This window comes from Enterobacter sp. ZOR0014 (assembly GCF_000798855.1).
Lineage (GTDB): Bacteria > Pseudomonadota > Gammaproteobacteria > Enterobacterales > Enterobacteriaceae > Enterobacter > Enterobacter kobei.
In genome coordinates this window covers 1-22444 of the sequence record NZ_JTLF01000240.1, presented here as the reverse complement: position 1 = coordinate 22444, position 22444 = coordinate 1, and the positions used below count along the sequence as shown (strand labels likewise).

Annotated in this window: 22 protein-coding genes; 7 read left to right on the top strand and 15 right to left on the bottom strand. The window is 55.1% G+C overall.

Features of this window, described 5'->3' with window-relative positions; genetic code table 11:
* Positions 1-55: 55 nt before the first annotated feature.
* Entirely contained in the window at positions 56-883 is an 828-nt protein-coding gene (gene dkgA / locus L977_RS12645; RefSeq protein ID WP_014885238.1) for a 2,5-didehydrogluconate reductase DkgA, read from the bottom strand.
* Between the two features lie 105 nt (positions 884-988).
* Positions 989-2152 (bottom strand): alcohol dehydrogenase, encoded by a 1164-nt coding sequence (gene yqhD, locus L977_RS12640; protein WP_023331305.1) that lies wholly within the window; start codon positions 2150-2152, stop codon positions 989-991.
* A gap of 195 nt (positions 2153-2347) precedes the next feature.
* Between yqhD and L977_RS12635 the strand changes: the two genes are divergently transcribed.
* On the top strand, positions 2348-3247 hold the full coding sequence (locus L977_RS12635; RefSeq protein WP_014885236.1) for an AraC family transcriptional regulator: 900 nt from the start codon (positions 2348-2350) through the stop codon (positions 3245-3247).
* Between the two features lie 46 nt (positions 3248-3293).
* Here the strand turns inward: L977_RS12635 and yghB are convergent, their stop codons facing one another.
* Both yghB and metC read right to left on the bottom strand, forming a co-directional pair.
* The gene (yghB, locus tag L977_RS12630) at positions 3294-3953 is read right to left on the bottom strand and encodes a DedA family general envelope maintenance protein YghB (protein WP_023338787.1); all 660 of its coding nucleotides are present in this window, start codon (positions 3951-3953) and stop codon (positions 3294-3296) included.
* A gap of 143 nt (positions 3954-4096) precedes the next feature.
* Positions 4097-5284 carry a cystathionine beta-lyase gene (gene metC / locus L977_RS12625; RefSeq protein ID WP_047625868.1) on the bottom strand — a complete coding sequence of 396 codons (1188 nt, stop codon included), beginning with the start codon at positions 5282-5284 and terminating at the stop codon, positions 4097-4099.
* Between the two features lie 251 nt (positions 5285-5535).
* Between metC and exbB the strand changes: the two genes are divergently transcribed.
* Together exbB and exbD are read left to right on the top strand one after the other, a co-directional pair.
* Positions 5536-6267 carry a tol-pal system-associated acyl-CoA thioesterase gene (gene exbB / locus L977_RS12620; RefSeq protein WP_014885233.1) on the top strand — a complete coding sequence of 244 codons (732 nt, stop codon included), beginning with the start codon at positions 5536-5538 and terminating at the stop codon, positions 6265-6267.
* 4 nt (positions 6268-6271) lie between these two features.
* Positions 6272-6697, top strand: a complete 426-nt coding sequence (gene exbD, locus L977_RS12615) for a TonB system transport protein ExbD (protein WP_014885232.1) — start codon at positions 6272-6274, stop codon at positions 6695-6697.
* A 42-nt stretch (positions 6698-6739) separates the two neighbouring features.
* On the opposite strand, the gene L977_RS12610 is transcribed toward exbD, so the two are convergent.
* Together L977_RS12610 and L977_RS12605 are read right to left on the bottom strand one after the other, a co-directional pair.
* A complete protein-coding gene (locus L977_RS12610; protein WP_014885231.1) occupies positions 6740-7189 on the bottom strand; it encodes a hypothetical protein in 450 nt (149 codons plus the stop codon).
* Between the two features lies 1 nt (position 7190).
* The gene (locus L977_RS12605) at positions 7191-7595 is read right to left on the bottom strand and encodes a hypothetical protein (protein WP_014885230.1); all 405 of its coding nucleotides are present in this window, start codon (positions 7593-7595) and stop codon (positions 7191-7193) included.
* 104 nt (positions 7596-7699) lie between these two features.
* On the opposite strand from L977_RS12605, the gene L977_RS12600 reads away from it, so the two are divergent.
* Positions 7700-8203: an ESA_00282 family adhesion-associated protein gene (locus L977_RS12600; protein WP_008499806.1), complete on the top strand. Its 504-nt coding sequence runs from the start codon at positions 7700-7702 to the stop codon at positions 8201-8203.
* A gap of 81 nt (positions 8204-8284) precedes the next feature.
* A complete protein-coding gene (locus L977_RS12595) occupies positions 8285-8773 on the top strand; it encodes a TIGR00645 family protein (RefSeq protein ID WP_014171606.1) in 489 nt (162 codons plus the stop codon).
* A gap of 44 nt (positions 8774-8817) precedes the next feature.
* Here L977_RS12595 and L977_RS12590 read toward each other — a convergent pair whose 3' ends face one another.
* Positions 8818-9858: an aldo/keto reductase gene (locus L977_RS12590; RefSeq protein ID WP_023331302.1), complete on the bottom strand. Its 1041-nt coding sequence runs from the start codon at positions 9856-9858 to the stop codon at positions 8818-8820.
* 257 nt (positions 9859-10115) lie between these two features.
* On the opposite strand from L977_RS12590, the gene L977_RS12585 reads away from it, so the two are divergent.
* Positions 10116-11663 carry a methyl-accepting chemotaxis protein gene (locus L977_RS12585; protein WP_014885228.1) on the top strand — a complete coding sequence of 516 codons (1548 nt, stop codon included), beginning with the start codon at positions 10116-10118 and terminating at the stop codon, positions 11661-11663.
* Positions 11664-11670: 7 nt separating this feature from the next.
* Here the strand turns inward: L977_RS12585 and L977_RS12580 are convergent, their stop codons facing one another.
* The 4 genes from L977_RS12580 to yghU form a co-directional block, all read right to left on the bottom strand.
* Positions 11671-12018 (bottom strand): helix-turn-helix domain-containing transcriptional regulator, encoded by a 348-nt coding sequence (locus L977_RS12580; protein WP_014885227.1) that lies wholly within the window; start codon positions 12016-12018, stop codon positions 11671-11673.
* Between the two features lie 12 nt (positions 12019-12030).
* On the bottom strand, positions 12031-12363 hold the full coding sequence (locus tag L977_RS12575; RefSeq protein ID WP_014885226.1) for a type II toxin-antitoxin system RelE/ParE family toxin: 333 nt from the start codon (positions 12361-12363) through the stop codon (positions 12031-12033).
* Between the two features lie 192 nt (positions 12364-12555).
* Positions 12556-12888: a YMGG-like glycine zipper-containing protein gene (locus L977_RS12570; protein WP_014885225.1), complete on the bottom strand. Its 333-nt coding sequence runs from the start codon at positions 12886-12888 to the stop codon at positions 12556-12558.
* Between the two features lie 158 nt (positions 12889-13046).
* Positions 13047-13916: a glutathione-dependent disulfide-bond oxidoreductase gene (gene yghU, locus L977_RS12565; RefSeq protein WP_047625867.1), complete on the bottom strand. Its 870-nt coding sequence runs from the start codon at positions 13914-13916 to the stop codon at positions 13047-13049.
* 183 nt (positions 13917-14099) lie between these two features.
* On the opposite strand from yghU, the gene gss reads away from it, so the two are divergent.
* On the top strand, positions 14100-15962 hold the full coding sequence (gene gss, locus L977_RS12560) for a bifunctional glutathionylspermidine amidase/synthase (protein ID WP_045134825.1): 1863 nt from the start codon (positions 14100-14102) through the stop codon (positions 15960-15962).
* A 52-nt stretch (positions 15963-16014) separates the two neighbouring features.
* Here the strand turns inward: gss and pgaD are convergent, their stop codons facing one another.
* Genes pgaD through pgaA form a run of 4 tightly spaced genes read right to left on the bottom strand, consistent with a single transcriptional unit; the run spans position 16015 to position 22163 of the window.
* Positions 16015-16446, bottom strand: coding sequence for a poly-beta-1,6-N-acetyl-D-glucosamine biosynthesis protein PgaD (gene pgaD / locus L977_RS12555; protein WP_014885222.1), 432 nt, complete (start codon positions 16444-16446; stop codon positions 16015-16017).
* A complete protein-coding gene (pgaC, locus tag L977_RS12550) occupies positions 16443-17774 on the bottom strand; it encodes a poly-beta-1,6-N-acetyl-D-glucosamine synthase (RefSeq protein ID WP_023331300.1) in 1332 nt (443 codons plus the stop codon). The genes pgaD and pgaC overlap by 4 nt, the downstream gene beginning before the upstream one ends.
* Positions 17767-19716 carry a poly-beta-1,6-N-acetyl-D-glucosamine N-deacetylase PgaB gene (gene pgaB, locus L977_RS12545; RefSeq protein ID WP_047625865.1) on the bottom strand — a complete coding sequence of 650 codons (1950 nt, stop codon included), beginning with the start codon at positions 19714-19716 and terminating at the stop codon, positions 17767-17769. Before pgaB ends, pgaC begins: the two co-directional genes overlap by 8 nt.
* Before the next feature lie 8 nt (positions 19717-19724).
* Positions 19725-22163, bottom strand: a complete 2439-nt coding sequence (pgaA, locus tag L977_RS12540) for a poly-beta-1,6 N-acetyl-D-glucosamine export porin PgaA (RefSeq protein WP_047625864.1) — start codon at positions 22161-22163, stop codon at positions 19725-19727.
* Between the last annotated feature and the right edge of the window lie 281 nt (positions 22164-22444).

Here is a 22444-nt window from a genome sequence, read left to right as displayed (position 1 = left end):
CTCTTCCGATCTGAACATGTAGGCCGGGTAAGGCGAAGCCGCCACCCGGCTTTTTTTAACCGCCAAACTGATCCGGGTCCGGCCCTAAGCGTTTACCCTTCTCCAGCTTCGCAATCTCACCCAGCTCATCTTTGTCCAGGCGGAAATCCCAGACGTCGAAGTTCTCGGCAATACGTGATGGCGTGACTGATTTCGGAATAACGACCAGGCCGTTGTCCAGATGCCAGCGAATGACGATCTGTGCGGGCGTTTTGCCGTATTTATCCGCCAGGTCGCGGATGATTTTCTGATCGAAGACCCCCTCGCCACCCTGCGCCAGGGGGCTCCAGGATTCAGTCTGGATCTTGTGGGTCGCATTCCAGGCGTGAAGCTGGCGCTGCTGCATCAGCGGGTGCAGCTCGATCTGGTTAATCACCGGTGCGATGCCTGTCTCATCAATCAGGCGCTGCAGGTGATGAACCTGGAAGTTACAGACGCCGATGCTTTTCACCAGCCCCTCTTTTTGCAGTTCAATCATCCCTTTCCAGGCATCAACATAATGGTCGATGGCGGGAACCGGCCAGTGCATCAGATACAGATCGACGAAATCGAGCTGAAGTTTCTCCAGACTCTCCTGCAGGGCTTCGCGAGGGCGTTTTTGATCGTCATTCCACAGTTTCGTGGTAATGAATAATTCATCGCGGGGGACGCCGGCGCTGGCCAGTGCAGTGCCTACGCCGTCCTCGTTTTTGTAGGCGGCGGCGGTATCAATTGACCGATAGCCGACTTCCAGGGCTTTATGAATGGCGGAGACGACCTCGTCGTTACCGGCTTTCCATACACCTAGCCCCAACTGGGGCATCACGTTGCCATCCTGCAGCTTGATTACGGTTTGGTTTGCCATTTTTCCTCCTTCAGGTGCGCATCGCCGGAGGGGGGCTCCGGCGATGGGGTGTGCATTAAGTCTGGACGAAATGTCAAAAAACGAAAGTCGGGAGGACAAAAACGCTTAGCGTGCCGCTTCGTAGATACGGCGGCTGACGTCCAGCGTAATGTCACCGTGCTCGCCCAGTTGGGTCATGCCGTGCGCGTCGAGTTTCTCCAGCAGAGCAGGGATAGAACTGCCATCCAGGCCGTAGCCAGACAGGCGCGTTGGTACGCCCAGGCTTTCGAAGAAGTTGCGTGTCGCTTCGATGGCCGCATCAATACGCGCATCGTCAGAACCCTCGGTGATGTTCCACACGCGCTCTGCGTACTGCAGCAGTTTGGCGCGTTTGGTATCCCGTTTTTCGTTCCACAGCGCAGGCAGAACCACCGCCAGCGTCTGAGCGTGATCGAGACCGTGCATCGCCGTCAGTTCGTGACCCAGCATGTGGGTCGCCCAGTCCTGCGGCACGCCTGCGCCGATCAGACCGTTCAGCGCCTGCGTTGCCGCCCACATGACGTTGGCACGAACGTCATAGTTTTCCGGCTCTTTCAGCGCTTTCGGACCTTCTTCAACCAGCGTCAGCAGAATGCCTTCCGCGAAACGATCCTGAATTTTGGCATTCACCGGGTAGGTCACGTACTGCTCAACGGTGTGAACAAAGGCATCAACCACACCGTTCGCTACCTGACGTGCAGGCAGGGTATAGGTGTAAACCGGGTCGAGGATAGCGAAGACAGGCTGCACGTGCTCGTTCATAAAGGCCTGTTTGTCACCGGTGGTTTTACGGGAGATCACTGCGCCTTTGTTGGATTCGGAACCGGTGGCTGGCAGGGTCAGCACGGAGCCCATCGGGATTGCGCTTTTAATGTCGCTGCCGCGGGTTTCCAGGATGTGCCACGGGTCAACGCCGTCAGCGTAGTGCGCTGCCGCCGCGATGAACTTCGTGCCATCCAGAACGGAACCGCCACCGACCGCCAGCAGGAAAGTAATGTTTTCTTCACGGGCGATTTTTACCGCATTCATCAGCGTTTCGTAAGACGGGTTTGGCTCGATGCCGCCGAACTCACGCACGTCCAGACCGTCCAGGGCGCTGTAAACCTGATCCAGCACGCCGGTTTTTTTCACGCTGCCGCCACCGTAGGTGATCAGGACACGCGCATCAGCGGGGATCTGCGCACGCAGGTCAGCGATTGCGTCTTTGCCAAACAGAATGCGGGTTGGGGTATGGAGATTAAAATTGTTCATTGCTCGTTCCCTTTAGTGGGTGAAAAACCGTGGCGGCACTGATGCCTGCCTGATGCTGCACATTGTGGCGGTCCGGGGCTATGCTCTCAATGCACATTCCTGCCAATGTCTTGCCCATTTCTACAGAGCGCTGGAGAAACCTCGGGAAAGTGCGCAAACTGTGAAAGTCGGAAAACGTACCCGGAGTAACGAAAAATGAACCGTGAAGCGATCTGCCATCAGCTTACCGCGCAGATTAAGAGACTGATAGATAATGAAAATAGTGTTAGCGATCAGTTGCCTGATATTCGTCTGCTCTATGGCACGCAGCCCGGGACGCGCACGCCAGTGATGTACCAGCCGGGCATCGTTTTTCTCTTTTCGGGCCATAAAATTGGTTATATCAATGACCGCGTGTTCCGCTACGACACCAATGAATATCTGCTTCTGACAGTACCTTTACCCTTTGAATGTGAAACTTTCGCGACAGAGGAGGTCCCGCTGGCGGGTATTCGCGTTAATGTCGATATCCTTCAGTTGCAGGAACTGCTGATGGAGATAGGCGAAGATGAACTCTTCCAGCCGTCGATGGCTTCAAGCGGGATTAACTCGGCCACGCTGTCTGAAGAGATCCTGTGCGCCATCGAGCGTCTGCTGGACGTCATGGAGCGGCCGCTGGACGCGCGTATCCTGGGCAAGCAGATCATTCGCGAAATTCTCTATCATGTGCTGCTGGGCCCTGGCGGGGGAGCGTTGCTGGCGCTGGTGAGCCGACAGACCCACTTCAGTCTGATAAGCCGCGTGCTCAAGCGTATTGAGAGCCAGTACACGGAAAACCTCAGCGTCGATCAGCTCGCCGCGGAAGCGAACATGAGTGTCTCGGCGTTTCACCATAACTTTAAATCGGTGACCAGCACCTCGCCGCTGCAATACCTCAAGACCTACCGGCTGCATAAGGCGCGGATGCTGATGATCCACGACGGCATGAAGGCCAGCGCGGCGGCAATGCGGGTGGGCTATGAGAGTGCGTCGCAGTTTAGTCGGGAGTTTAAGCGCTATTTCGGCGTCACGCCGGGAGAAGATGCGTCGCGTATACGAACGATGCAGGGCGCCTGACGAGAAACGTAGGCCGGGTAAGGCGTAGCCGCCACCCGGCTTTTGTTTATGCGCTGCAGTACTTTTTCTTAATCACCACCGCAATGGTTCCCACCAGGCCTGCAACCAGCAGGACCATTGGCAGAACCATCAGGAATGTCATCACCTGATCTTCATGGTGTTTCACAAAGGGGATCATATTCAGCGCGTAGCCTAACGTGGTCACGACCCCCACCCACAGCAGGCCGCTCAGCCAGTTGAAGAACTGAAAACGGCGGTTCGACAGGCCGGAAATACCCGCCATGGTGGGCAGCAGGGTGCGAATAAAAGCCAGAAAACGTCCGGCCAGCAGCGCCAGCAGGCCGTGTCGGTCAAACATACAGGTCGCCCGCTGATGGTATTTATGCGGTAACTGCGCCAGCCAGCCTTTTACGACACGCGTGTTCCCCAGCCAGCGGCCCTGCAGATAGCTCAGCCAGCAGCCCAGGCTCGCGGCAGAGGTGAGGATAACCATCGTTGGCGTAAAGTCCATAACGCCTTTACCGATCAATGCCCCGGCAAGCAAAAGCAAACTGTCACCGGGTAAAAACGAGGCTGGCAGTAATCCATTTTCCAGAAACAGCGTTGCGAACATCACGAAATAGACGACGCCTATAACGTGCGGATCCGCCAGTGCGGCAAAATCATGTTGCCAGAGCGCCGCGATAATATCTTGAATAACAGCCATGGACTTTCCTGTGGAACAGCAGAGATAACGCTATTGTACTCCCAATTATACCTGCCGGGATTGATCGCAGGCGCAACTCATGCAGACTTTTCTGCTTGCAGTGTTAAGAAAAGCGTCCGGGGAGTACATTTTCAGCGAGCACTCTACACGATACGTTCAAACCCTGCTGATAAATCCGCAATTAAATCGTCCACATTTTCTAAACCGATGTGCAGGCGAATCAGGGTGCCGCTGAAGTCCACTTCGCCGCCAGGGCGCAGAGCCGCGATTTGCTCCGGCTGATTAGGCAGGATCAGGGACTCAAAACCGCCCCAGGAGTAGGCCATGCTGAAGAGGGTAAAGTGATCCAGATAGTTTGCCAGTTCGTCATTATCTAGCCGTTTTTTAAGCACAAACGAGAACAACCCGCTGCTGCCCGTAAAGTCACGTTGCCAGAATTCATGGCCTTTACTGCCCGCAAGCGCAGGATGATTAACGCGCTCAACCTGTGGATGCTGAGCCAGCCACTCTGCCACTTTCAGGCTGCTTTCATGGTGTTGACGCAGGCGAACCCCCAGCGTGCGGATACCGCGGCTGGTCATGTAGGCCGTATCTGCATCGACCATCTGGCCCATCAGGTAGGCATTTTCACGCAGCTGATCCCAGCAGCGCGCGTTAGATACTGCTGTGCCAATCATCCCGTCTGAATGGCCAATCAGGTATTTCGTCGCCGCCTGAATCGAGATATCAATGTCGAATTCCAGCGCTTTAAACAACACGCCCGCCGCCCAGGTGTTGTCGATCATGATGATCGCCTCCGGCGCTTTGCTGCGCACGGCCTTCACGATAGCCGGTACGTCGTGCACTTCCATGGTGATTGAACCGGGAGACTCCAGGAACACGATGCGCGTGTTTGGCTGAATAAGTTCGGCAATGCCTGCGCCAATCAGCGGATCGAACCACCCGGTAGTGACGCCGAGTTTACTGAGTATTTTGGTGCAGAAGTCCTGGCTGGGTTCATAGGCGGTGTTGGTCATCAGGATATGGTCGCCCTGTTCCACAAACGCCAGAATGGTATTGGAGACCGCAGCCGCACCGCACGGGAACAGCGCGCAGCCCGCACCGCCTTCCAGCTCGCACATCGCTTCCTGCAGAGAAAAATGGGTTAGCGTGCCGCGACGGCCATAAAACAGCCCGCCTTTTGCGCGGTTACGCGTGGCGATTTTTTTCTCCTCAACGGTGTCAAACACCAGGGAGGAGGCGCGTTGAATCACGCTGTTAACCGAACCCTGCGTATATTTTTTGCTGCGTCCGGCCTGTACCAGCGTGGTATCAAGATGCTTCTTAGTCATGTTCGCTAACCCTGTTTTTATACGTCTGGACGTCCAGACTACCACGATTGTGAAAAACTGCACCCGCATGCTTATCGAATAAGCAGAAAATATTAGCAAAAAACCGCATAAGAAATTTTTACTGCGTAAGCGCAAGGAAAGTGAGCGAAAATTACGGCACCATGCAAATACTAATGAGAACTACTATCAATTCGACGACGTTTTGATATTATTACGTTCAGATTTTGTGATTTGCGTCCTGGAGATACAGAGTGGGTAATAATTTGATGCAGACGGATCTCTCCGTTTGGGGCATGTATCAACATGCTGACATCGTGGTTAAGATTGTGATGATCGGCCTGATTCTGGCGTCCGTTGTCACCTGGGCTATCTTCTTCAGCAAAAGCGCCGAGCTGCTTTCGCAGAAGCGTCGCCTCAAGCGGGAACAGCAGCAGCTGGCAGAAGCCCGCTCTCTGGATCAGGCGTCTGATATGACCTCATCCTTCCACGCAAAAAGCCTGACCACCCTGTTAGTGAACGAAGCGCAGAACGAGCTGGAACTCTCCGCTGGCAGTGAAGATAACGAAGGCATTAAAGAGCGTACCGGTTTCCGTCTGGAGCGTCGCGTTGCGGCCGTTGGCCGACACATGGGACGTGGTAATGGTTATCTGGCTACCATCGGCGCAATTTCGCCGTTCGTCGGTCTTTTCGGTACGGTCTGGGGCATCATGAACAGCTTTATCGGTATCGCTCAGACCCAAACCACCAACCTGGCGGTTGTTGCGCCCGGTATCGCAGAAGCGCTGCTGGCGACGGCGATTGGTCTGGTCGCGGCGATTCCGGCAGTCGTTATCTATAACATTTTCGCGCGTATGATTGGCAGCTACAAAGCCACGCTCGGTGACGTTGCCGCTCAGGTTCTGCTGCTACAAAGCCGCGATCTCGACCTGAATGCCAGCGCCGTGAAACCGGTGCATGCGGCGTCTAAACTGCGCGTAGGTTGATATTATGGCGATGCGTCTAAACGAAAATCTGGACGATAACGGTGAAATGCATGAGATCAACGTGACGCCGTTTATTGACGTCATGCTGGTTCTGCTGATTATCTTTATGGTCGCTGCGCCGCTGGCGACGGTGGACGTGAAGGTGAATCTGCCGGCCTCGTCCAGCCAGCCGCAGCCGCGTCCGGAAAAGCCCATCTATCTTTCTGTGAAAGCGGATAAATCGATGTTCCTGGGTAACGACCCGGTAACGGATGCTTCGGTTATTCCGGCGCTGGATCAGCTAACCGGCGGCAAGAAAGACACCACCGTCTTCTTCCGTGCGGACAAAACCGTCGACTACGAAACCATGATGAAGGTGATGGACACGCTGCATCAGGCGGGTTATCTGAAGATTGGACTGGTCGGCGAAGAGAAAGCGGCCAAAAAATAGTAAAGAAGCTGGCGAAAGCCGGCTTTTTTTATGTCTGTCGGTTTATGCGTTTTTATTATCCGTCTGCGCGGCAGAGGAGGTTGCCAGCGTGTCTTCGTCGAGCGCAACGCAGGTGACGTTTGAGGTACGGTACTCACCGGCTGACAGCTTGCGCGTCAGGCGCAGGGTGGCGACTTCTCTGGCAAGCAGATACTGATAGTTGGCCTCGAGCCGGCCCAGCAGCTTCTCTTTCAGCTCGGGTTGCTGCTCGATGAGGCTATTTATCACCGCACCGTAAATCTCTTCTTTGACCTGTAGCGGGTAAATCTCGCGGCGATTCTGCCATTTCAGCCGCACCAGCGTCGCCGGAATCGATACCAGGTCTTGCGTAATACGCGTCATCTCGATATTTTTTGTGTTTCTCAGGGCGTCGAGATTTTGCTTTAAGATAAATTCATCACTTTTTTTATCATCTAAAGTCAAATAAACGTCGTTGTCTTTAACTTCTTTCACGTTAATCTTCCCCAAGGGTATAAAAAATAGGGTTGTTTTTTTCACGCGTAATTAGATTAAGCCAAATTTCATTGCCCGCTTCATTTATTTCTTTTGTTTTTTCAGCCATTATTTGACTTAGTTTCTGGGCATCTATTTCGCCTTCAGCCTGGAGGTCATTCAGCAGGTGGACGAAGGCCTCAATTTTTATAGCGCGAAATAAGCGGTCTTTTATATGGCGATCGTGCTCCTCCAGCAACATATTACGGGATTTGCCAGTGCGGGAAACACCAATTAATATATCAGGCTCGAAATCGGAGAGCTTTCTTTTCCCCTGAGTGAAACTGGCCTTTTTTTCTTCTTCCGTCGGTTGCTGTTCCACAGGCGTAATGTGGTACTTAGCCGGGACGAGATAGTCGGGCAGCATTTTTTAATTTCCTTTATTTTCAACAGGGTGGGGTTGGTAAAGGCGTGAGATTCGTTGACAATATCATGAGGCAATTTTAAAATCAAAAAAAATGGAGCCAACCCATGAACAGCATCTTTTTTACGGTCATCACATTACTATTACTGACCGCTGGTGTGCTTTTATTGATGCAGGAGTTCAATAAAACGAAAGTGTCGAAAGACACCAGTGAACCTCCACAGCCTGAACTGATGACAAAAGAGGAAGGTGAAGACCATTTCTCTGTTTTGATGAACTCTGTTACGCCTGTCTGGTACTGGCGGGTGAATCACGAATATATCGACTTTTTACACGCGACAATTAAGCGTATGAAAATGTCCGAAATTAATGACACGCCCGGTCTGTTTGAGGCGCAGCGTCGTTGCAGCGACCTGAATTCAGCGGTTTATAAATATTACGACAATATCAAAAAGCGCTGTCTTAACGGAGAGAAGGTCTCGTATTCAGACCTGGACGTATTAAACCTTCGCCAGTGTTTTCGTGAGTTCAGTCTGGAAGCCTACCCCGAACTTGTGGTGCTGGTCTGGCCGGAGTATGCGCGTCCGGAGGTTAATCCGGACAACGTCTAAGTCATGAACAGTTGAGTTCTTGCAAATAGCCAGCGCCGTTGAGATATACTGGGCGCTGGTTTCTTTTGCAAACAGGACTTTATGGAACGCTTCTTTGAAAATGCCATGTACGCCTCCCGCTGGATACTGGCTCCCGTCTATTTTGGCCTTTCGCTGGCACTTATCGCGCTGACGATTAAGTTTTTTCAGGAAATCCTGCATGTTCTGCCGAACATTTTTTCCATTGCCGAAGCGGACCTGATTCTGGTTCTGCTGTCGCTGGTGGATATGACCCTGGTGGGGGGATTGCTGGTGATGGTGATGTTTTCCGGCTACGAGAATTTTGTCTCCCAGCTTGATATCGACGAGCGCAAGGAGAAGCTCAACTGGCTGGGCAAAATGGATGCCTCGTCGCTGAAGAATAAAGTGGCAGCGTCGATTGTGGCGATCTCCTCTATCCACCTGTTGCGCGTGTTTATGGACGCGAAGAATGTCCCGGATAATAAACTGATGTGGTACGTGATTATCCACCTGACGTTTGTGCTGTCGGCGTTTGTGATGGGGTATCTGGATAAGATCAGTAAAAAGTAAAGTGCATATCCCTCTCCCCAGAGGGGAGAGGGCATCAATCTGCACTATTTATCCGACGACGCCTGCCACAGATTCAACTCCCCATCCGCAACATGCTGGTCAATCCGCGTGAGTTCGTCCTCTGTAAAGCGCAGGTTATCCAGCGCCCGGACGTTCTCCTCAAGCTGTTCCGGACGGCTGGCACCAATCAGCACTGACGTCACGCGCGCATCTTTCAGTAACCAGCTCAACGCCATTTGCGCCATGGTCTGGCCACGCGCCTGTGCCATCTCATTGAGCAGACGAAGACTGCTCAGGTTGGCGTCGGTCAGCATCTTCTCTGTCAGCCCGCGCACCTTATGCCCTTCTCGCTGCATGCGTGAACCTTCCGGAATGCCGTTCAGGTATTTCCCGGTCAGCAGACCCTGCGCCAGCGGGGTAAAGGCAATGCACCCCGTACCGTTTGCTTCCAGCGCATCCAGCAATCCGGTCTTATCGACCCAGCGGTTAAGCAGGTTATAGGACGGCTGGTGGATGAGCAGTGGGATCTTCCACTCGCGCAGTAACCCGGCCATTTTTTGAGTGCGCTCCGTTGAGTAGGACGAGATCCCGACGTACAGCGCTTTACCGCTCTGCACGGCGTGAGCCAGCGCTGAGGCCGTCTCTTCCATCGGCGTATTTTCATCCACGCGGTGGGAGTAGAAAATATCAACGTACTCGACCCCCATGCGTTTCAGGCTTTGATCGAGGCTGGCGAGCAGGTATTTGCGTGAACCGCCTGAACCGTACGGCCCCGGCCACATGTCGTAACCGGCTTTAGTGGAGATGATGAGCTCGTCGCGGTACGCGGCAAAGTCCTCTCGCAGCAGGCGGCCAAAGTTCTCCTCTGCGCTCCCTGCCGGTGGGCCGTAGTTGTTGGCAAGATCGAAATGGGTAATGCCGAGATCGAAGGCTTTACGTAGCAGTGCGCGCTGGGCATCGAGAGGCTGGACGTGGCCAAAGCTATGCCACAGACCCAGCGACAGCGCTGGCAGGCGCAGGCCGCTCTTTCCACAATAGCGGTACTGCATGTTCTCGTAGCGGTCAGGGGAAGGGTGCCAGGACATGATGTCTCCTTTCTTATTTAATGAATTTTCGAAACAGCGTTTTTATTCTGCGTTTATCAAATCATAAATTGTTCACAGAAGCGATGACAGGGTTTAACCCCTTCATATTGAAAGGTAATAATTAACCATGGCTGTGCGACCTGTGAAGCCGCGCTAATTAAAAATAATCACAAAAGGTTATAATTTCCGCGCTGCCTGCCGATAAAGAGAGAAGTACTCGCCTCTGGGCGAATTCACCCTCACGGCAAGGAAATCTTATGAATATGCTACGTAATTTCACGATCCGCTTCGTCATGCTGACGATTCTCGGGATCTTTTGTTTAATGTGGGCGGGCGTTGGGCTGTACAGCACCTGGTCTTTGTCACGCGTTTCAGAGGGCAATGAAGTTGATCGCCATCTGGTGAAACAGATGACGGTACTGAGCCAGGGCAACGATCAGTATTTCCGCTTCGTGACCCGCCTGAGCCGCGCAATGGAAGTCAAAGCCGCTGGCGGCACGCCCGATTTGTCCTCCGCCCAACAGGCGCTGGATAACATGGGCAAGAAACTGGCCGAGATGAAAGCGATGTCACCCGGCCCGATGGATGAGGCGATCGCATCCCGGGTGATCGGCTCCTGGCAGGCGCTGCTCGACCAGGGCGTGACGCCGCAAATGGCGCAGGCGAAGCAGGGGGCTCTGGAAGGCTACCGCCAGCAGGCCAACAACGTCACGCCACCGCTGAGCCGTGCGTTCGGTGCGGCTGCCGAGGCGTTCAACACTGCCGCTGCGAACACGCTCGACAGTACCCGCGTGGTGGTGGACGGCCTGACCAGTATGACCCGCACGGTGATTATCGTCGCCACGATTATCGGTCTGCTGATTCTGCTCTTTACCGACCGTTACCTGGTGGCGATGCTGGTAAAACCGCTGGAGCGTATCCGCCAGCAGTTCCGCCAGATTGCCCAGGGCGATCTCAGCCAGCCCATTGCGCCGTTCGGCCGCAACTGTGTGGGACAACTGGTTCCCCTGCTGAGTGCCATGCAGGACAGCCTGCGTGAAGCCGTCAGTACGATTCGCTCGGGCAGTGAAAATATCTGGCGCGGGGCGACGGAAATCTCCAGCGGTAATAACGATCTCTCTTCGCGCACCGAAGAGCAGGCTGCCGCACTGGAAGAGACGGCGGCCAGCATGGAACAACTGACCGCCACCGTGAAACTGAACGCGGAAAGCGCGCGTCAGGCCAGCCAGCTTGCCGATGTGGCTTCAACCACTGCCAGCCGCGGCGGTTCGCTGGTGGAAGAGGTGGTTACCACCATGAGCGGTATTTCCGAAAGCTCGAAGAAAATTGCTGAAATCACCAACGTCATCAACAGTATTGCCTTCCAGACCAATATCCTGGCGCTCAACGCAGCCGTTGAAGCGGCACGCGCGGGCGAGCAGGGCCGCGGTTTCGCCGTTGTCGCGGGGGAAGTCCGTAATCTGGCAAGCCGCAGCGCCAACGCGGCCAAGGAAATTGAGGGGCTGATTGCTGATTCGGTTAATCGCGTAGAACAGGGGGCACAGCTGGTGGGCGACACGGGCACGACCATGGATGCCATCTTACGCGACGTGACGGAAGTGACGACCATTATGAAGCAAATCGCTTCCGCTTCTGAAGAGCAAAGCAAGGGCATTTCGCAGGTCGGGATTGCCATTACGCAGATGGACGGCGTCACCCAGCAAAACGCCTCGCTGGTGGAAGAGGTTTCCGCGGCAGCCGCCGCGCTGGAACGTCAGACCGAAGAGCTTCAGCGTTCGGTGCAGAAGTTCCGCCTGACGGCATAACACAACGTTACAAGGCCGCCTGATGCGGCCTTGTATTATCGTTTAACCCTGCTGTTGCAATTCGAGAAATCGGATATCCCGTTGCAGATGCCACTTCTGCGATACGCTTAAATGAGGGGTTACCGTTTGGTGAGAGTGATTTATAAAGTGATTCGCGAGAAATGCCAGCACGTTTTGCAATAACAGTCATCCCGCCAGAGGCTTCGATCACATGCCGTAAGGCGAGCATGAACGCCTCATAGCCTCCTGGCTCGTCAATTTCAATGAAAGCCTGGTGAAGATAGACGGGCGCGAAATCCGGAGAATCTTTCAGGAGTTGTACCATTGCGTCATCATGAAGTACTGATTTAGCCATTGCGATTTCCTCTTATATTCTGCGCTTGTAGTCGTTGAGGTACTCAACGGCCCTTTCAATGTCTGCATTTTGCTTTTTTTTCGTTCCAGTCAATAGCACCAGACTTACTGCGCCATCTGCCGGATCGGAGACTTCACTAAAATAGACACGATAGCCGGGTCCCCGGTCAATTCTGAGCTCTGACACACTCTCTCTGCATGGTTTGCAATCGCCATAGTTACCCGTCGACATTCTGGCGACACGCGTGGCAATCATGGCTTTTGCTATGGGATCTTTCAAACTTCGCAGATATGCATCAAAAGGATCATATCCATCAGCTGTAATGTAGTGTTTAACGTTAGCCATTATTGTAGCCTGTAGTTTACGATAAGCAAAGCATTGTAATCTTCAGGCTACGACAGGCAATTGTTTGCATCGTAATAACTGAGTGGGAAGATAATTTTCAGAAAGCGGATCGCAAAAACGAGAGATTTGGCAGGGGGGGATTATTGAACAACGCTGTGGCCGGGCAAACGCAGCGCTGCCCGGCAATACTTATCAGTGGGTCGCTTCGCCAATCAGTGCACCCGTGCCCGCACCCACGGCCGCTCCTTTCAGCACACTCTTGCCCGTCACGGCAGCCGCTCCTGCGCCAACGACGGCACCCACGGCACCCCCCTTACGTGCGTCTTTACCTTTTTCGCCGTTTTTGAACATGGCACCTGTACCTGCGCCAACAACGGCACCGCCGACGGTGGATTTCAGATCTTTGCCTGTGGCCGCGCCAATGGCGGCGCCCGCTACCGCGCCAGCGGCGGTTTTGTCGATGGCCATTCCCGAGGTGGAAAAAAGGAGAGCGCTGATGACCAGCGTTGTTTTAATAAGTTTCATAACAGATCCTTTGTGACTGCTGTCGGTTGATACGTCGTTTCTCACATCTGCGCGAGAAAAACGGCCAGATAGTGCCAGCAATTGCGGCTCAACCTTTAGGCTAATCATGCCCCTGGCAAGGATCTCATCTGCCGGGCGGTGACCCGCCCGGCAAAGCATTACGCCTGACGCTTGTCTTCCGTGTTGGTATCGAAGTCGCTCGCCGCGTGACGTTCGTGCAGTTGCTCGTTCAGCTCGCCGCTGGTGCGGTTAACGATGCGTCCACGCTTCACGGCATGGCGGTTCGCCACGTCTTTCGCCCAACGCTGGACGTTGGTGTACTTTTCGGCATCCAGGAACTCGGCGGCGTTATAGACGCTACCCAGGGCCACGCAGCCAAACCATGGCCAGATCGCCATATCCGCGATGGTGTACTCCTCGCCCGCCACGTAACGGCCGCGCGCCAGCTGTTTATCCAGCACGTCGAACAGGCGTTTGGCTTCCATGGTAAAGCGATCGATCGCGTACTCAATTTTCACTGGCGCGTAGTTGTAGAAGTGACCAAAACCGCCGCCCAGGAATGGCGCCGCGCCCTGCAGCCAGAACAACCAGTTCAGCGTTTCGGTGCGTCCCTCCGGATCTTTCGGCAGGAAGTGACCAAATTTCTCTGCCAGATAGAGCAGGATATTGCCGGATTCAAAGACGCGCGTTGGTGGTGTCGTGGAGTGATCCCGCAGCGCCGGTATTTTCGAGTTCGGGTTCACTTCAACGAACCCGCTGGAGAACTGATCGCCCTCGCCGATGCGGATCAACCAGGCGTCATACTCCGCGCCCGTCACGCCCAGCGCCAGCAGCTCTTCAAGCATGATGGTCACTTTCTGGCCGTTAGGTGTTCCCAGCGAATAAAGTTGCAGCGGATGGGAGCCCACGGGGAGATCTTTCTCATGCGTCGCGCCCGAAATCGGGCGGTTAATATTGGCGAACGCGCCGCCGCCGTTCTTTTTCCATTCCCACACTTTCGGTGGCTGATAGGTGTTTTCGTCTGACATGTTGGCCTGCCTCTTTGGTGTTGTGTTGAGGCAGTTTAGCAGGTGGCAGGGGAACCGTTTAACGATGCGAGCGTAATGGACAGGGCAGGTGTATGATAATTCCACCTCTGTCAGGTTAATTACAACGTGCAGACGACGACAACCCTTCAAAAAATTGCCGCCTGCCTGTTTTAGGTTGGATACATGCGTAAAGGAAAGTTAAGCAGTGATGCGCCATTCGGGACGTTGTTAGGCTATGCGCCGGGTGGCGTGGCGATTTACTCTTCAAATTACAGCAGTCTGGACCCGCGAAAATACCCGGAAGATGCGGATTTTCGCAGTTATATCGGCAACGAATACATGGGCCACAAATGGCAGTGTGTTGAGTTTGCCCGCCGTTTCCTGTTCCTCAACTATGGTTTCGTGTTTACCGACGTCGGCATGGCGTGGGAGATCTTCTCCCTGCGCTTTTTGCGTCAGGTGGTGAACGATAACATTTTGCCCCTTCAGGCGTTTGCCAACGGCTCGAAGCGCGCGCCGCGCGCCGGGGCGCTGCTGATCTGGCAAAAGGGTGGAGAGTTTCATGAGACCGGCCACGTGGCGGTAATCACCCAGCTTCTGGACGACAAGGTGCGCATTGCAGAGCAGAACGTCCTGCACTCCCCGCTGCCGCTCGGGCAGCAGTGGACGCGCGAGCTGCGGCTGAGCGTGGAGAACGGATGTTACACAATCCATGACACCTTCAGCGACACGGAAATTCTCGGCTGGATGATCCAGACCGACGACACGGAACACAGCATTCCCCAGCCGGAAATCGACGGCGAACTGCTGAAAATTCGCGGTGCGCGGCTGAAAAACAAACGTCAGTTCGACGGAAAATGGCTCAACGAAAATGACGCGCTGCAGCAGGCGTATATCCGCGCGAACGGTCATGTGATCAATAAAGATCCCTGCCAGTACTTCACCATCACCGAAAGCGCCGAGCAGGAGCTGATCAAGGCCACCAACGAACTGCACCTGATGTACCTGCACGCGACGGACAAGGTGCTGAAAGATGACAATTTGCTGGCGCTTTTCGACATTCCAAAAATCCTCTGGCCGCGCCTGCGCCTCTCCTGGCAGTGGCGTCGTCACCATATGATCACCGGCCGTATGGATTTTTGCATGGATGAGCGCGGGATTAAGGTCTACGAGTACAATGCCGACTCCGCGTCCTGCCATACCGAGGGCGGGTTGATTCTCGAAGAGTGGGTGAAAAACGGTTATCGCGGCCACGGTCATAACCCGGCAGAAGGGTTGCTGGAAGAGCTGACCGGCGCGTGGAAACACAGCCACGCGCGTCCGTTCGTGCACATCATGCAGGACAACGATGTCGAAGAGGATTATCACGCGCTCTTTATTCAGCGTTCACTGCTGCAGGCCGGGTTTGAAACCAAAATTCTGCACGGGCTGGGGGCGCTGAGCTGGGATGCTGCCGGGCAGCTGATTGACGACGAAGGTCGCCACGTCAACTGCGTGTGGAAAACCTGGGCGTGGGAAACGGCGATAGAGCAAATCCGCGAGGTCAGCGAAACCGAATATGCCGCCGTGCCGATTCGGACCGGACATCCCGAGGGTGAAGTGCGCCTGATCGACGTCCTGCTGCGTCCGGAAGTGCTGGTCTTTGAGCCGCTGTGGACGGTGATACCGGGCAACAAAGCCATTCTGCCGGTACTGTGGCAGCTTTTCCCGAACCACCGTTACCTGCTCGACACCGATTTTGAGGTTAACGACCTGCTGAAACAGACCGGTTATGCCGTCAAGCCGATTGCCGGACGCTGCGGCAGCAATATCGATCTCATTAGTGCCCAGGACGAACTGCTGGATAAATCCAGCGGCAAGTTTATCGATCGCAAAAACATTTACCAGCAGCTGTGGTGCCTGCCAAACGTTGACGGCAAGTACATTCAGGTCTGCACCTTTACCGTCGGCGGGAACTACGGCGGCACCTGTCTGCGCGGAGATGACTCGCTGGTGGTGAAGAAAGAGAGCGATATTGAACCGCTGATTGTGGTGAAGGATAAGTAACTCAGAACCGCTCGAAATAGCTCCCCGCAGACCATTCTGCGGGGACGTTTCTTCACTCTTCTTCCTCGTCCTGTTGACTGATCTTTAGATCAATAATACGGCCAATCCGATCGTGATAGACCGTCAGCAGGTTGTACTGGCTCATCTCGGAGATGATCTGTGGTGAGACATTAAAGCTGCGGGCCAGCTCCTCCTGGTGAAAATAGCCCGGCTGACGACGCCTCACATGCGTGCGGCGGCGGTTGTACTGATACCACAAAATCAGCAGCCATCCGTTAAGCGCGGCGAACAGCAAATAGATCAACACCGTATTAAAGGAGGCAATAATGACGCTCCACCGGTGTTCACTCTCTTCGGTTAACTGCATCCACAGCCTGGCATACAGGAAAAACAGAAATCCTCCCCACGCCACCAGAGTTAACGCGGCATCGAAAAGACGTGGTAACAGCCGATGTTCAGTCAAAATTAAGGTATTTTCGTTCATTGAATGCTTCCTTTTCCCCGGTCCGGACTGATCCAGCGCGCGCGGGCACGCTGACGTTTAAGCATGACTTTCGGAAACGCGACGAGGGTAGTGAACAGGCCAATCATCCAGTACACCATCGGGAACCAAATCACCCAGAAAAGCGAGCTTGCCACCTTCCGCTCGTATCGCCGCTCGATGAACAAACTGACCAGGAACTGCAGCAGGCACATGACGCCCAACAGCAGACCGGTGAACGCGGGTGGGAACAGGGTCTCAACGGTCAGCCTAGCGGGAATCGGCGCGACCTGGCTGATAATGAACAGCAGTACCGTCATCGCGTAAGCGAACGCCCACAGCGTGGACAGCGCGTACTCCAGAAACAGGGGCCACATGCGATGATGTTCCCAGCGCACAACCTTGCGAAGGTTGACCAGAAACACCTCCGCGCCGCCCTGAGCCCAGCGCAGGCGCTGTTTCCACAGGCCTTTGAGCGTCTCCGGCATCAGGATCCAGCACAGCGCCCGCGGCTCGAAAAAGATATCCCAGTGGCGCAGCTGAAGCTTCCAGCTTATGTCGATGTCTTCCGTGATCATATCCGGGCTCCAGTACCCGACGTCCGCCAGCGCCTGGCGGCGAAAGGCGGCGATGACGCCGGACACGGTAAAGACTCGGCCATAGATCCGCTGCGTGCGTTTGATAAGGCCAATAATGGACGAGAACTCGCCCACCTGAATGCGCCCAATCAGCGAGGATCGCGTGCGAATGCGCGGATTGCCGGTGACCGCGCCGACGTGAGGATACTGAATCAGCGGGGCTACCAGATAAACCGCAGTGTCGCGGTCGAGCAGGGCGTCGCCATCAATGCAGACCAACAGATCGCCCCGGGCTGCCGCGGCACCCGCTTTTAGCGCGACGGCTTTTCCCTGGTTCTCCGCGAGGTTAATTACCCGCAGGCGCGGCTGCTCCTGCGCCAGCTGCTGCAGCACGTCCGCCGTGTTATCAGAAGAGCCATCGTTAATGGCGATAACCTCTATATTCTTATACCGCTGATCCAGCGCGGCGCTGATGGTCTCTCTGGCGTTCCTTTCCTCATTGAAACAGGGGATCAGAATGGAAATAAGCGGCTCGCCAGCGAGCGAGGGTGGTGGGGTCTCTTTATCCCACGACCAGTGGCGTTCAAGCTGAAACCAGAAATAGAGTCCGCCGGTGACCCAGAGCACGGACATGAACAGCGGCCAGAAGAACACAAAATCCAGAATCAGTTCGCCGGTAAAAAGGGCGGCCACGCCTAAAGGCAACCCGAATACCAGACACAAAATAGAAAAAGCGATGATGCGATCAGTCATTGTCAGGGTACCAGTAGGAAGAAAATTCAGGCCTGATGCGGGAGATATCAGGCTGGTTGTTGATGAAATCGTCGGGGTAGTAGCCGTAGTTTTTGACGCCGTTCAGCTGGAGAACGCGCATCCACTGGACAAGCTGTTTATCGGAAACGGCACGCTGCGTTTTTTGCTCCCAGTCTCTGGCCTGCAGTTCGAAAATGGTTTTATCGAGCGCGCCGGGCCGTGCGGCGACCACGTTAACCAGACGCGTTAGCCAGGCGTCGCTTTCGTTCGCCGGAACGGACTCCATCAGCGGCATGGCCATCGGCACCGTCCAGTCATAGGCCGCCAGAAAATCATCAAAATTCTGTGCAAACCAGGCTTCGCTTTCAGGCTCAAGGATGGGTAAGACGAACATATTGCGTGCGGTTTTGATCTGCGGTCCCCGGATGTGCTTCACCGCCTGGCCCAGCGCCCGGGTAAAGCCCATCAGCAGACGGCTTTTCTGACGCGTTGTGTCCTGAGCGGCGTCTTGTCCGGCATCGTCAACGTCCGTCAGCACCGCATCGTCATGGAACAAAATCCCATTGAAGGTGCTATAGCGGGCCAGATCTTCATAGATGTCCGTCACCTGCTGGCGAACCTGCGGATTCCACGGGGAGAGCCGGATATAAGGTTCAGTGGCCTCGTGCAGCTGGCCCGTTTGACGATCCCGACGCTGCACGCGCGGCAGGGAGGGATCGAGATCGAACGAGAGCACCGGCATCCACGCGAAGACTTTCACACCCGCACGGGTCTGGAGCTGCCAGGAGACAAAATTGAACAGATCGGCGCGGACCGGAAGCCGACGGTTGGGAAAATAGAGCGCTTTGATCCGGCCATCGCCCTGCGGATCGGCAAACGCCTGCAGGAAAACATGGCTGATTTTCATGTCGTAAACTCGCTGGATCAGCCTGTTGATATTTTGGGTTTGCTGGGCCGGATCGGGATCGTAAACGTAGTCGAGGTCGACGTGCATGACGCGAACGGGATCGTGTTCCTGGATCTGGCTGACCGTACTGGCAAAGGTTTTTAGCGAAGGATTACCGGCGATCAGCAGACGGGGAATGTTGCCAGGGTCATTTACGTCCCCCAGACCGTCTTCCAGCGTAAAGGCCAGCTGGTAACCCTGTTGTCTGGCGATGGCGAGCGACGTACCGTTGGCGGCACCGTAAGGCCAGACCCAGGCGCGCGGTGCTTTGCCCGTCACCTGCGTGATTTTCTCGGTCACTTTATGCACGTCGTCGCCGATCCGCTGGCTGAACTGCCGATCGGTTTCATAGCGGCCCGTCGCCTTATCGTAAAAGCGATTGGCGATGGCAGGCTCGCGGCTTCCCTGAGGGTTAGCCACGATACCGTAATGGGAGGCCCAGGTATGTGAGCCGATCTCAATCAGCGGAGACTGGCTGAGCTCGCGCACCATGTCCCACGTTGCGAAGCGATCGCGGGGCGTCATCAGACCACCAAAATTGACCTTTTGATTTGCTGGCGTGTCCACCCAACTGCCTACCGGTGCCCACAGGGCAGGGACGTTCCAGGCCTGAAGCAGTGGCCAGACGCGGGTATAAAAGCTGCTGTAGCCGTCGTCAAAACTGAGCAAAACGGCTTTCGGCGGCAGCGTTTTTTTTCCGTCATGGGCATCCAGAATGTCCTGCACGCTGATGGCGTGATAGCCGTTATGCAAAAGCCAGCTTATTTGCTCGTTTAACGCGCTGGTGCGAACGGAGAGGTAGCGCTGATCGGCGGCATCATCTTCAACGTCGTGGTAGGCCAGCACCAGAAATCGATTCGTTGGCCAGGGCTTGCTCGCCTCCAGCTGGGGTCTCTCTTTGGGGGCAATAAACGGGAGTGCCTGGGCGCAAATGCTCGCGCTGAGGCAGAACCAGCCAATGAGTATCACACTCACGGAAAAACGTATGTTCAGCATATTCATCCTTAAAAGCGTAAAGTCGCATCAAACGTGACGGAGAGATTGCTCTCGCGCTTGCCGTCGTAAGGGCGTTTATCCCAGTTCAGCATCACGCCGGTATCGATGACGTTGTTCCACTGGATGCGTTGTCCGTAGCCCAGCAGGGTGATGGCCCCGGCGGACTGGTTTTTCTGCCAGTAGCTGCCGCCGCCTGCCACGAACTGCTGGCTCCAGAGGGTGTCGTAATGGCGATACATCTCATGATCGACGGACAGAGCGGCCGTTACGGACAGATCCCGCGCCGGGTTGTAATAGAGCGTGTCCCGCAGGCTGTTTTTACTGGCGGCGATCCCCGGTTCGAGATCCAGCGTCAGGGACGGGGTTTGCCAGAGACGCTCCTTACCCGTAAGGGTGTATTCCTGACGGCGGTTGTGGTCTGAGAAGCGGCTGACGGCGACGCTAAACTGATACTCACGTCGCTCGTTTTGATACCAGCGCACGCCGCCTTCCCCCCGGTTGGCGCTAATCCCGTTGCGTAATGCCCGTAAGGGCGTGGTGCGAGCTACGCGTTCAAGGCTGCCGCTGAGCTGCCAGTTATCGGTGAGAAAGTAAGTTGTGGAAAGGCGAGCCCCCGGCTTGTTCGCGCCGTGATAGCGGTTACTGGAAAGCTCGGCTTCGAGCTGGAGGTCACGAGGCCGCCATTCCACGCCACCCAGGAGGTGGCGGCTGGTGCCTTTGCCTTCATCGAAATTACCCTCTGCATAGCGGGTGCCGGCAAACAGCCGCCAGTTATCCGCAACTGGCGGGCCATAGAGCGTGGCGTCCCAGTTCAGGTCGTGCGTACCGCTGACGGGGTTATCGGAGTGCAAGCCCTTGCTCGCATTGAGGCGCAGCTCGGACATATGATGAACCGTTCTGAGCCTGTCCAGACGACGGGCACTGCGATCGACCGGTGCGCGAGAAAGCACGTCGTCGGCCAGTAAATCCATCTCTTGCCACTCCTGTAGATCCATGGCGACGTAAGCCTGCTGTTGCTCAAGCTCCAGATTTGATGGCTCCAGCGCCTCCGCCATTTTCAGCTTCTGCTCGGCCGCACGCGGCAGGCCCCGCGCCTGTAGCAAAGTGGCGTAGTCAATCTGCAATCCCTGGTTGCCCGGCGCCGTTGTCGCCAGACGCTGAGACAGCTTTTCGGCTTCCGGCAGGGCGTGGGTCGCCAGCAGATAGTTAAAACGGAGAGACTGCCCGGTGAGCCATCGATCGTTCGGCTGAGGGGTAGGGGAACCGAAATCGTAGCGGGTCCAGGGGACGTTACGGGTCTGGCGCTCTACATACTGGCGGGCGGCCCGATACTGCCCGGTATCCAGCCAGGCGTAGAAAAGTGCGTGCTCTTCGTCCTGCGGATCGGCGGCGTATTGCGGATAGCGTTGCAGAAGCGAGAAGGCGGCATCGGCGTTTTTCTCCTGCAGATACGCGGAGATAACCCAGCCGATTGCCCAGTCCGGCACCGGGTGCTGCGCTGCCGTAAGATCCTGATACTCGCTGATGACCCGCGGATAATCAGCATGGGCGTACAGCGCGCCGAGCCGGTCTATACGCGCAAGGATGACATCTTCCGCCGCCTGCGGCTCGCTTTTCCAGCGAGAAAGCAGAACGTCGTAACGATTCAGCGCAGATTGCGCAAGCTGCAGGCGCTCCTTTTCTGTTCTGCCTGGCACATCGGCAAGGCGAACCCTTTCGGCGGCGGCGTTACGCTCAAGACGGCGACGCTCCGCCGGGGACAGCGGCACCCGCTGTGAAAGTACGAGCGCGGGGGTATTCACGCGGTTATCCGTCAGGGCGTCGACAAGCTCGCTGAGCAGGACATTATTCTCTGGCGCGGTAGCCAGTGCGCGCGTGTCCGCCAGAAGCCGATCCCAGCTTTTTCCCTGGCGTAACCAGACATACGAGAGCGTCTGAAGATGCGCCTGAGTGGGGTTTTGGGTGACCAGCTGCCGGGCTTCCTGCAGCGCGAGTGCATCCATGCGGGCATCGGCCAGGGTTTTGATATAGCCGATACGATAATCATCGTTATTCGGCGCAAGGCTGCACGCCTCTTTCCAGAGCGATAAGGCTGGCTGCCACGCTTTTTGATTTCTCCTGGCCTGGGCAACGGCAGCAATGCCGCGAGCGGGCAGCGGCATATAAATGCCATAACGCTGCCAGACCTCAATCACCTCATCATCATGACCTGCCCAGGATGCCACCTGTAACCAGTCTGCGACCTGTTCAGGCGTCAGGGCGTGCTGTTGCTGATAATGCTGCAGATAATCAAGAAACGGCGTGTAATTACCGTTACGCGCCTGTTGAATCTGTTGTTCATAAACGGATTCCGTTGCCTGAACCAGAACAGGAAAGAGTAATAACAGTAACAATAATCCTGGGGTGCGATAAAAGAATAACGTATTGAAGCGAAGCGATCTTTCCATATCTATTTGCCATTTGTTTATCATGAATCCATTGCATAACACGGCTGCCTTTTAACTGTGCGTTAAAGGCGATAAATGAGAACATTAAATCTGAATGCAGTAACGTTATGGGGTACTTACTTAAAGGTAATTATGGATCCTTATCTCGGTGGATTGGGTAAACGGTAATGTACACCTGATATGTTGCCGGATAAATATGGTGAATAGAGGGTGGGTGGTTTTGAGATAATTCTGTAGTGAGCGGTTTTTTATGATTATACTGAAGGGGTTTTTTATTTATA

Bases quoted from the DNA above. Each gene is read 5' to 3' on its own strand.
- L977_RS12585 (WP_014885228.1), top strand. From the start codon at position 10,116: ATGAATATGCTACGTAATTTCACGATCCGCTTCGTCATGCTGACGATT.
- pgaD (WP_014885222.1), bottom strand. From the start codon at position 16,446: ATGAACGAAAATACCTTAATTTTGACTGAACATCGGCTGTTACCACGT.
- L977_RS12570 (WP_014885225.1), bottom strand. From the start codon at position 12,888: ATGAAACTTATTAAAACAACGCTGGTCATCAGCGCTCTCCTTTTTTCC.
- L977_RS12600 (WP_008499806.1), top strand. From the start codon at position 7,700: ATGAACAGCATCTTTTTTACGGTCATCACATTACTATTACTGACCGCT.
- yqhD (WP_023331305.1), bottom strand. From the start codon at position 2,152: ATGAACAATTTTAATCTCCATACCCCAACCCGCATTCTGTTTGGCAAA.
- L977_RS12590 (WP_023331302.1), bottom strand. From the start codon at position 9,858: ATGTCCTGGCACCCTTCCCCTGACCGCTACGAGAACATGCAGTACCGC.
- L977_RS12635 (WP_014885236.1), top strand. From the start codon at position 2,348: ATGAACCGTGAAGCGATCTGCCATCAGCTTACCGCGCAGATTAAGAGA.
- gss (WP_045134825.1), top strand. From the start codon at position 14,100: ATGCGTAAAGGAAAGTTAAGCAGTGATGCGCCATTCGGGACGTTGTTA.
- metC (WP_047625868.1), bottom strand. From the start codon at position 5,284: ATGACTAAGAAGCATCTTGATACCACGCTGGTACAGGCCGGACGCAGC.
- pgaB (WP_047625865.1), bottom strand. From the start codon at position 19,716: ATGCTGAACATACGTTTTTCCGTGAGTGTGATACTCATTGGCTGGTTC.
- L977_RS12595 (WP_014171606.1), top strand. From the start codon at position 8,285: ATGGAACGCTTCTTTGAAAATGCCATGTACGCCTCCCGCTGGATACTG.
- dkgA (WP_014885238.1), bottom strand. From the start codon at position 883: ATGGCAAACCAAACCGTAATCAAGCTGCAGGATGGCAACGTGATGCCC.
- L977_RS12575 (WP_014885226.1), bottom strand. From the start codon at position 12,363: ATGGCTAACGTTAAACACTACATTACAGCTGATGGATATGATCCTTTT.
- pgaA (WP_047625864.1), bottom strand. From the start codon at position 22,163: ATGGAAAGATCGCTTCGCTTCAATACGTTATTCTTTTATCGCACCCCA.
- yghB (WP_023338787.1), bottom strand. From the start codon at position 3,953: ATGGCTGTTATTCAAGATATTATCGCGGCGCTCTGGCAACATGATTTT.
- pgaC (WP_023331300.1), bottom strand. From the start codon at position 17,774: ATGACTGATCGCATCATCGCTTTTTCTATTTTGTGTCTGGTATTCGGG.
- L977_RS12580 (WP_014885227.1), bottom strand. From the start codon at position 12,018: ATGGCTAAATCAGTACTTCATGATGACGCAATGGTACAACTCCTGAAA.
- yghU (WP_047625867.1), bottom strand. From the start codon at position 13,916: ATGTCAGACGAAAACACCTATCAGCCACCGAAAGTGTGGGAATGGAAA.
- exbD (WP_014885232.1), top strand. From the start codon at position 6,272: ATGGCGATGCGTCTAAACGAAAATCTGGACGATAACGGTGAAATGCAT.
- L977_RS12605 (WP_014885230.1), bottom strand. From the start codon at position 7,595: ATGCTGCCCGACTATCTCGTCCCGGCTAAGTACCACATTACGCCTGTG.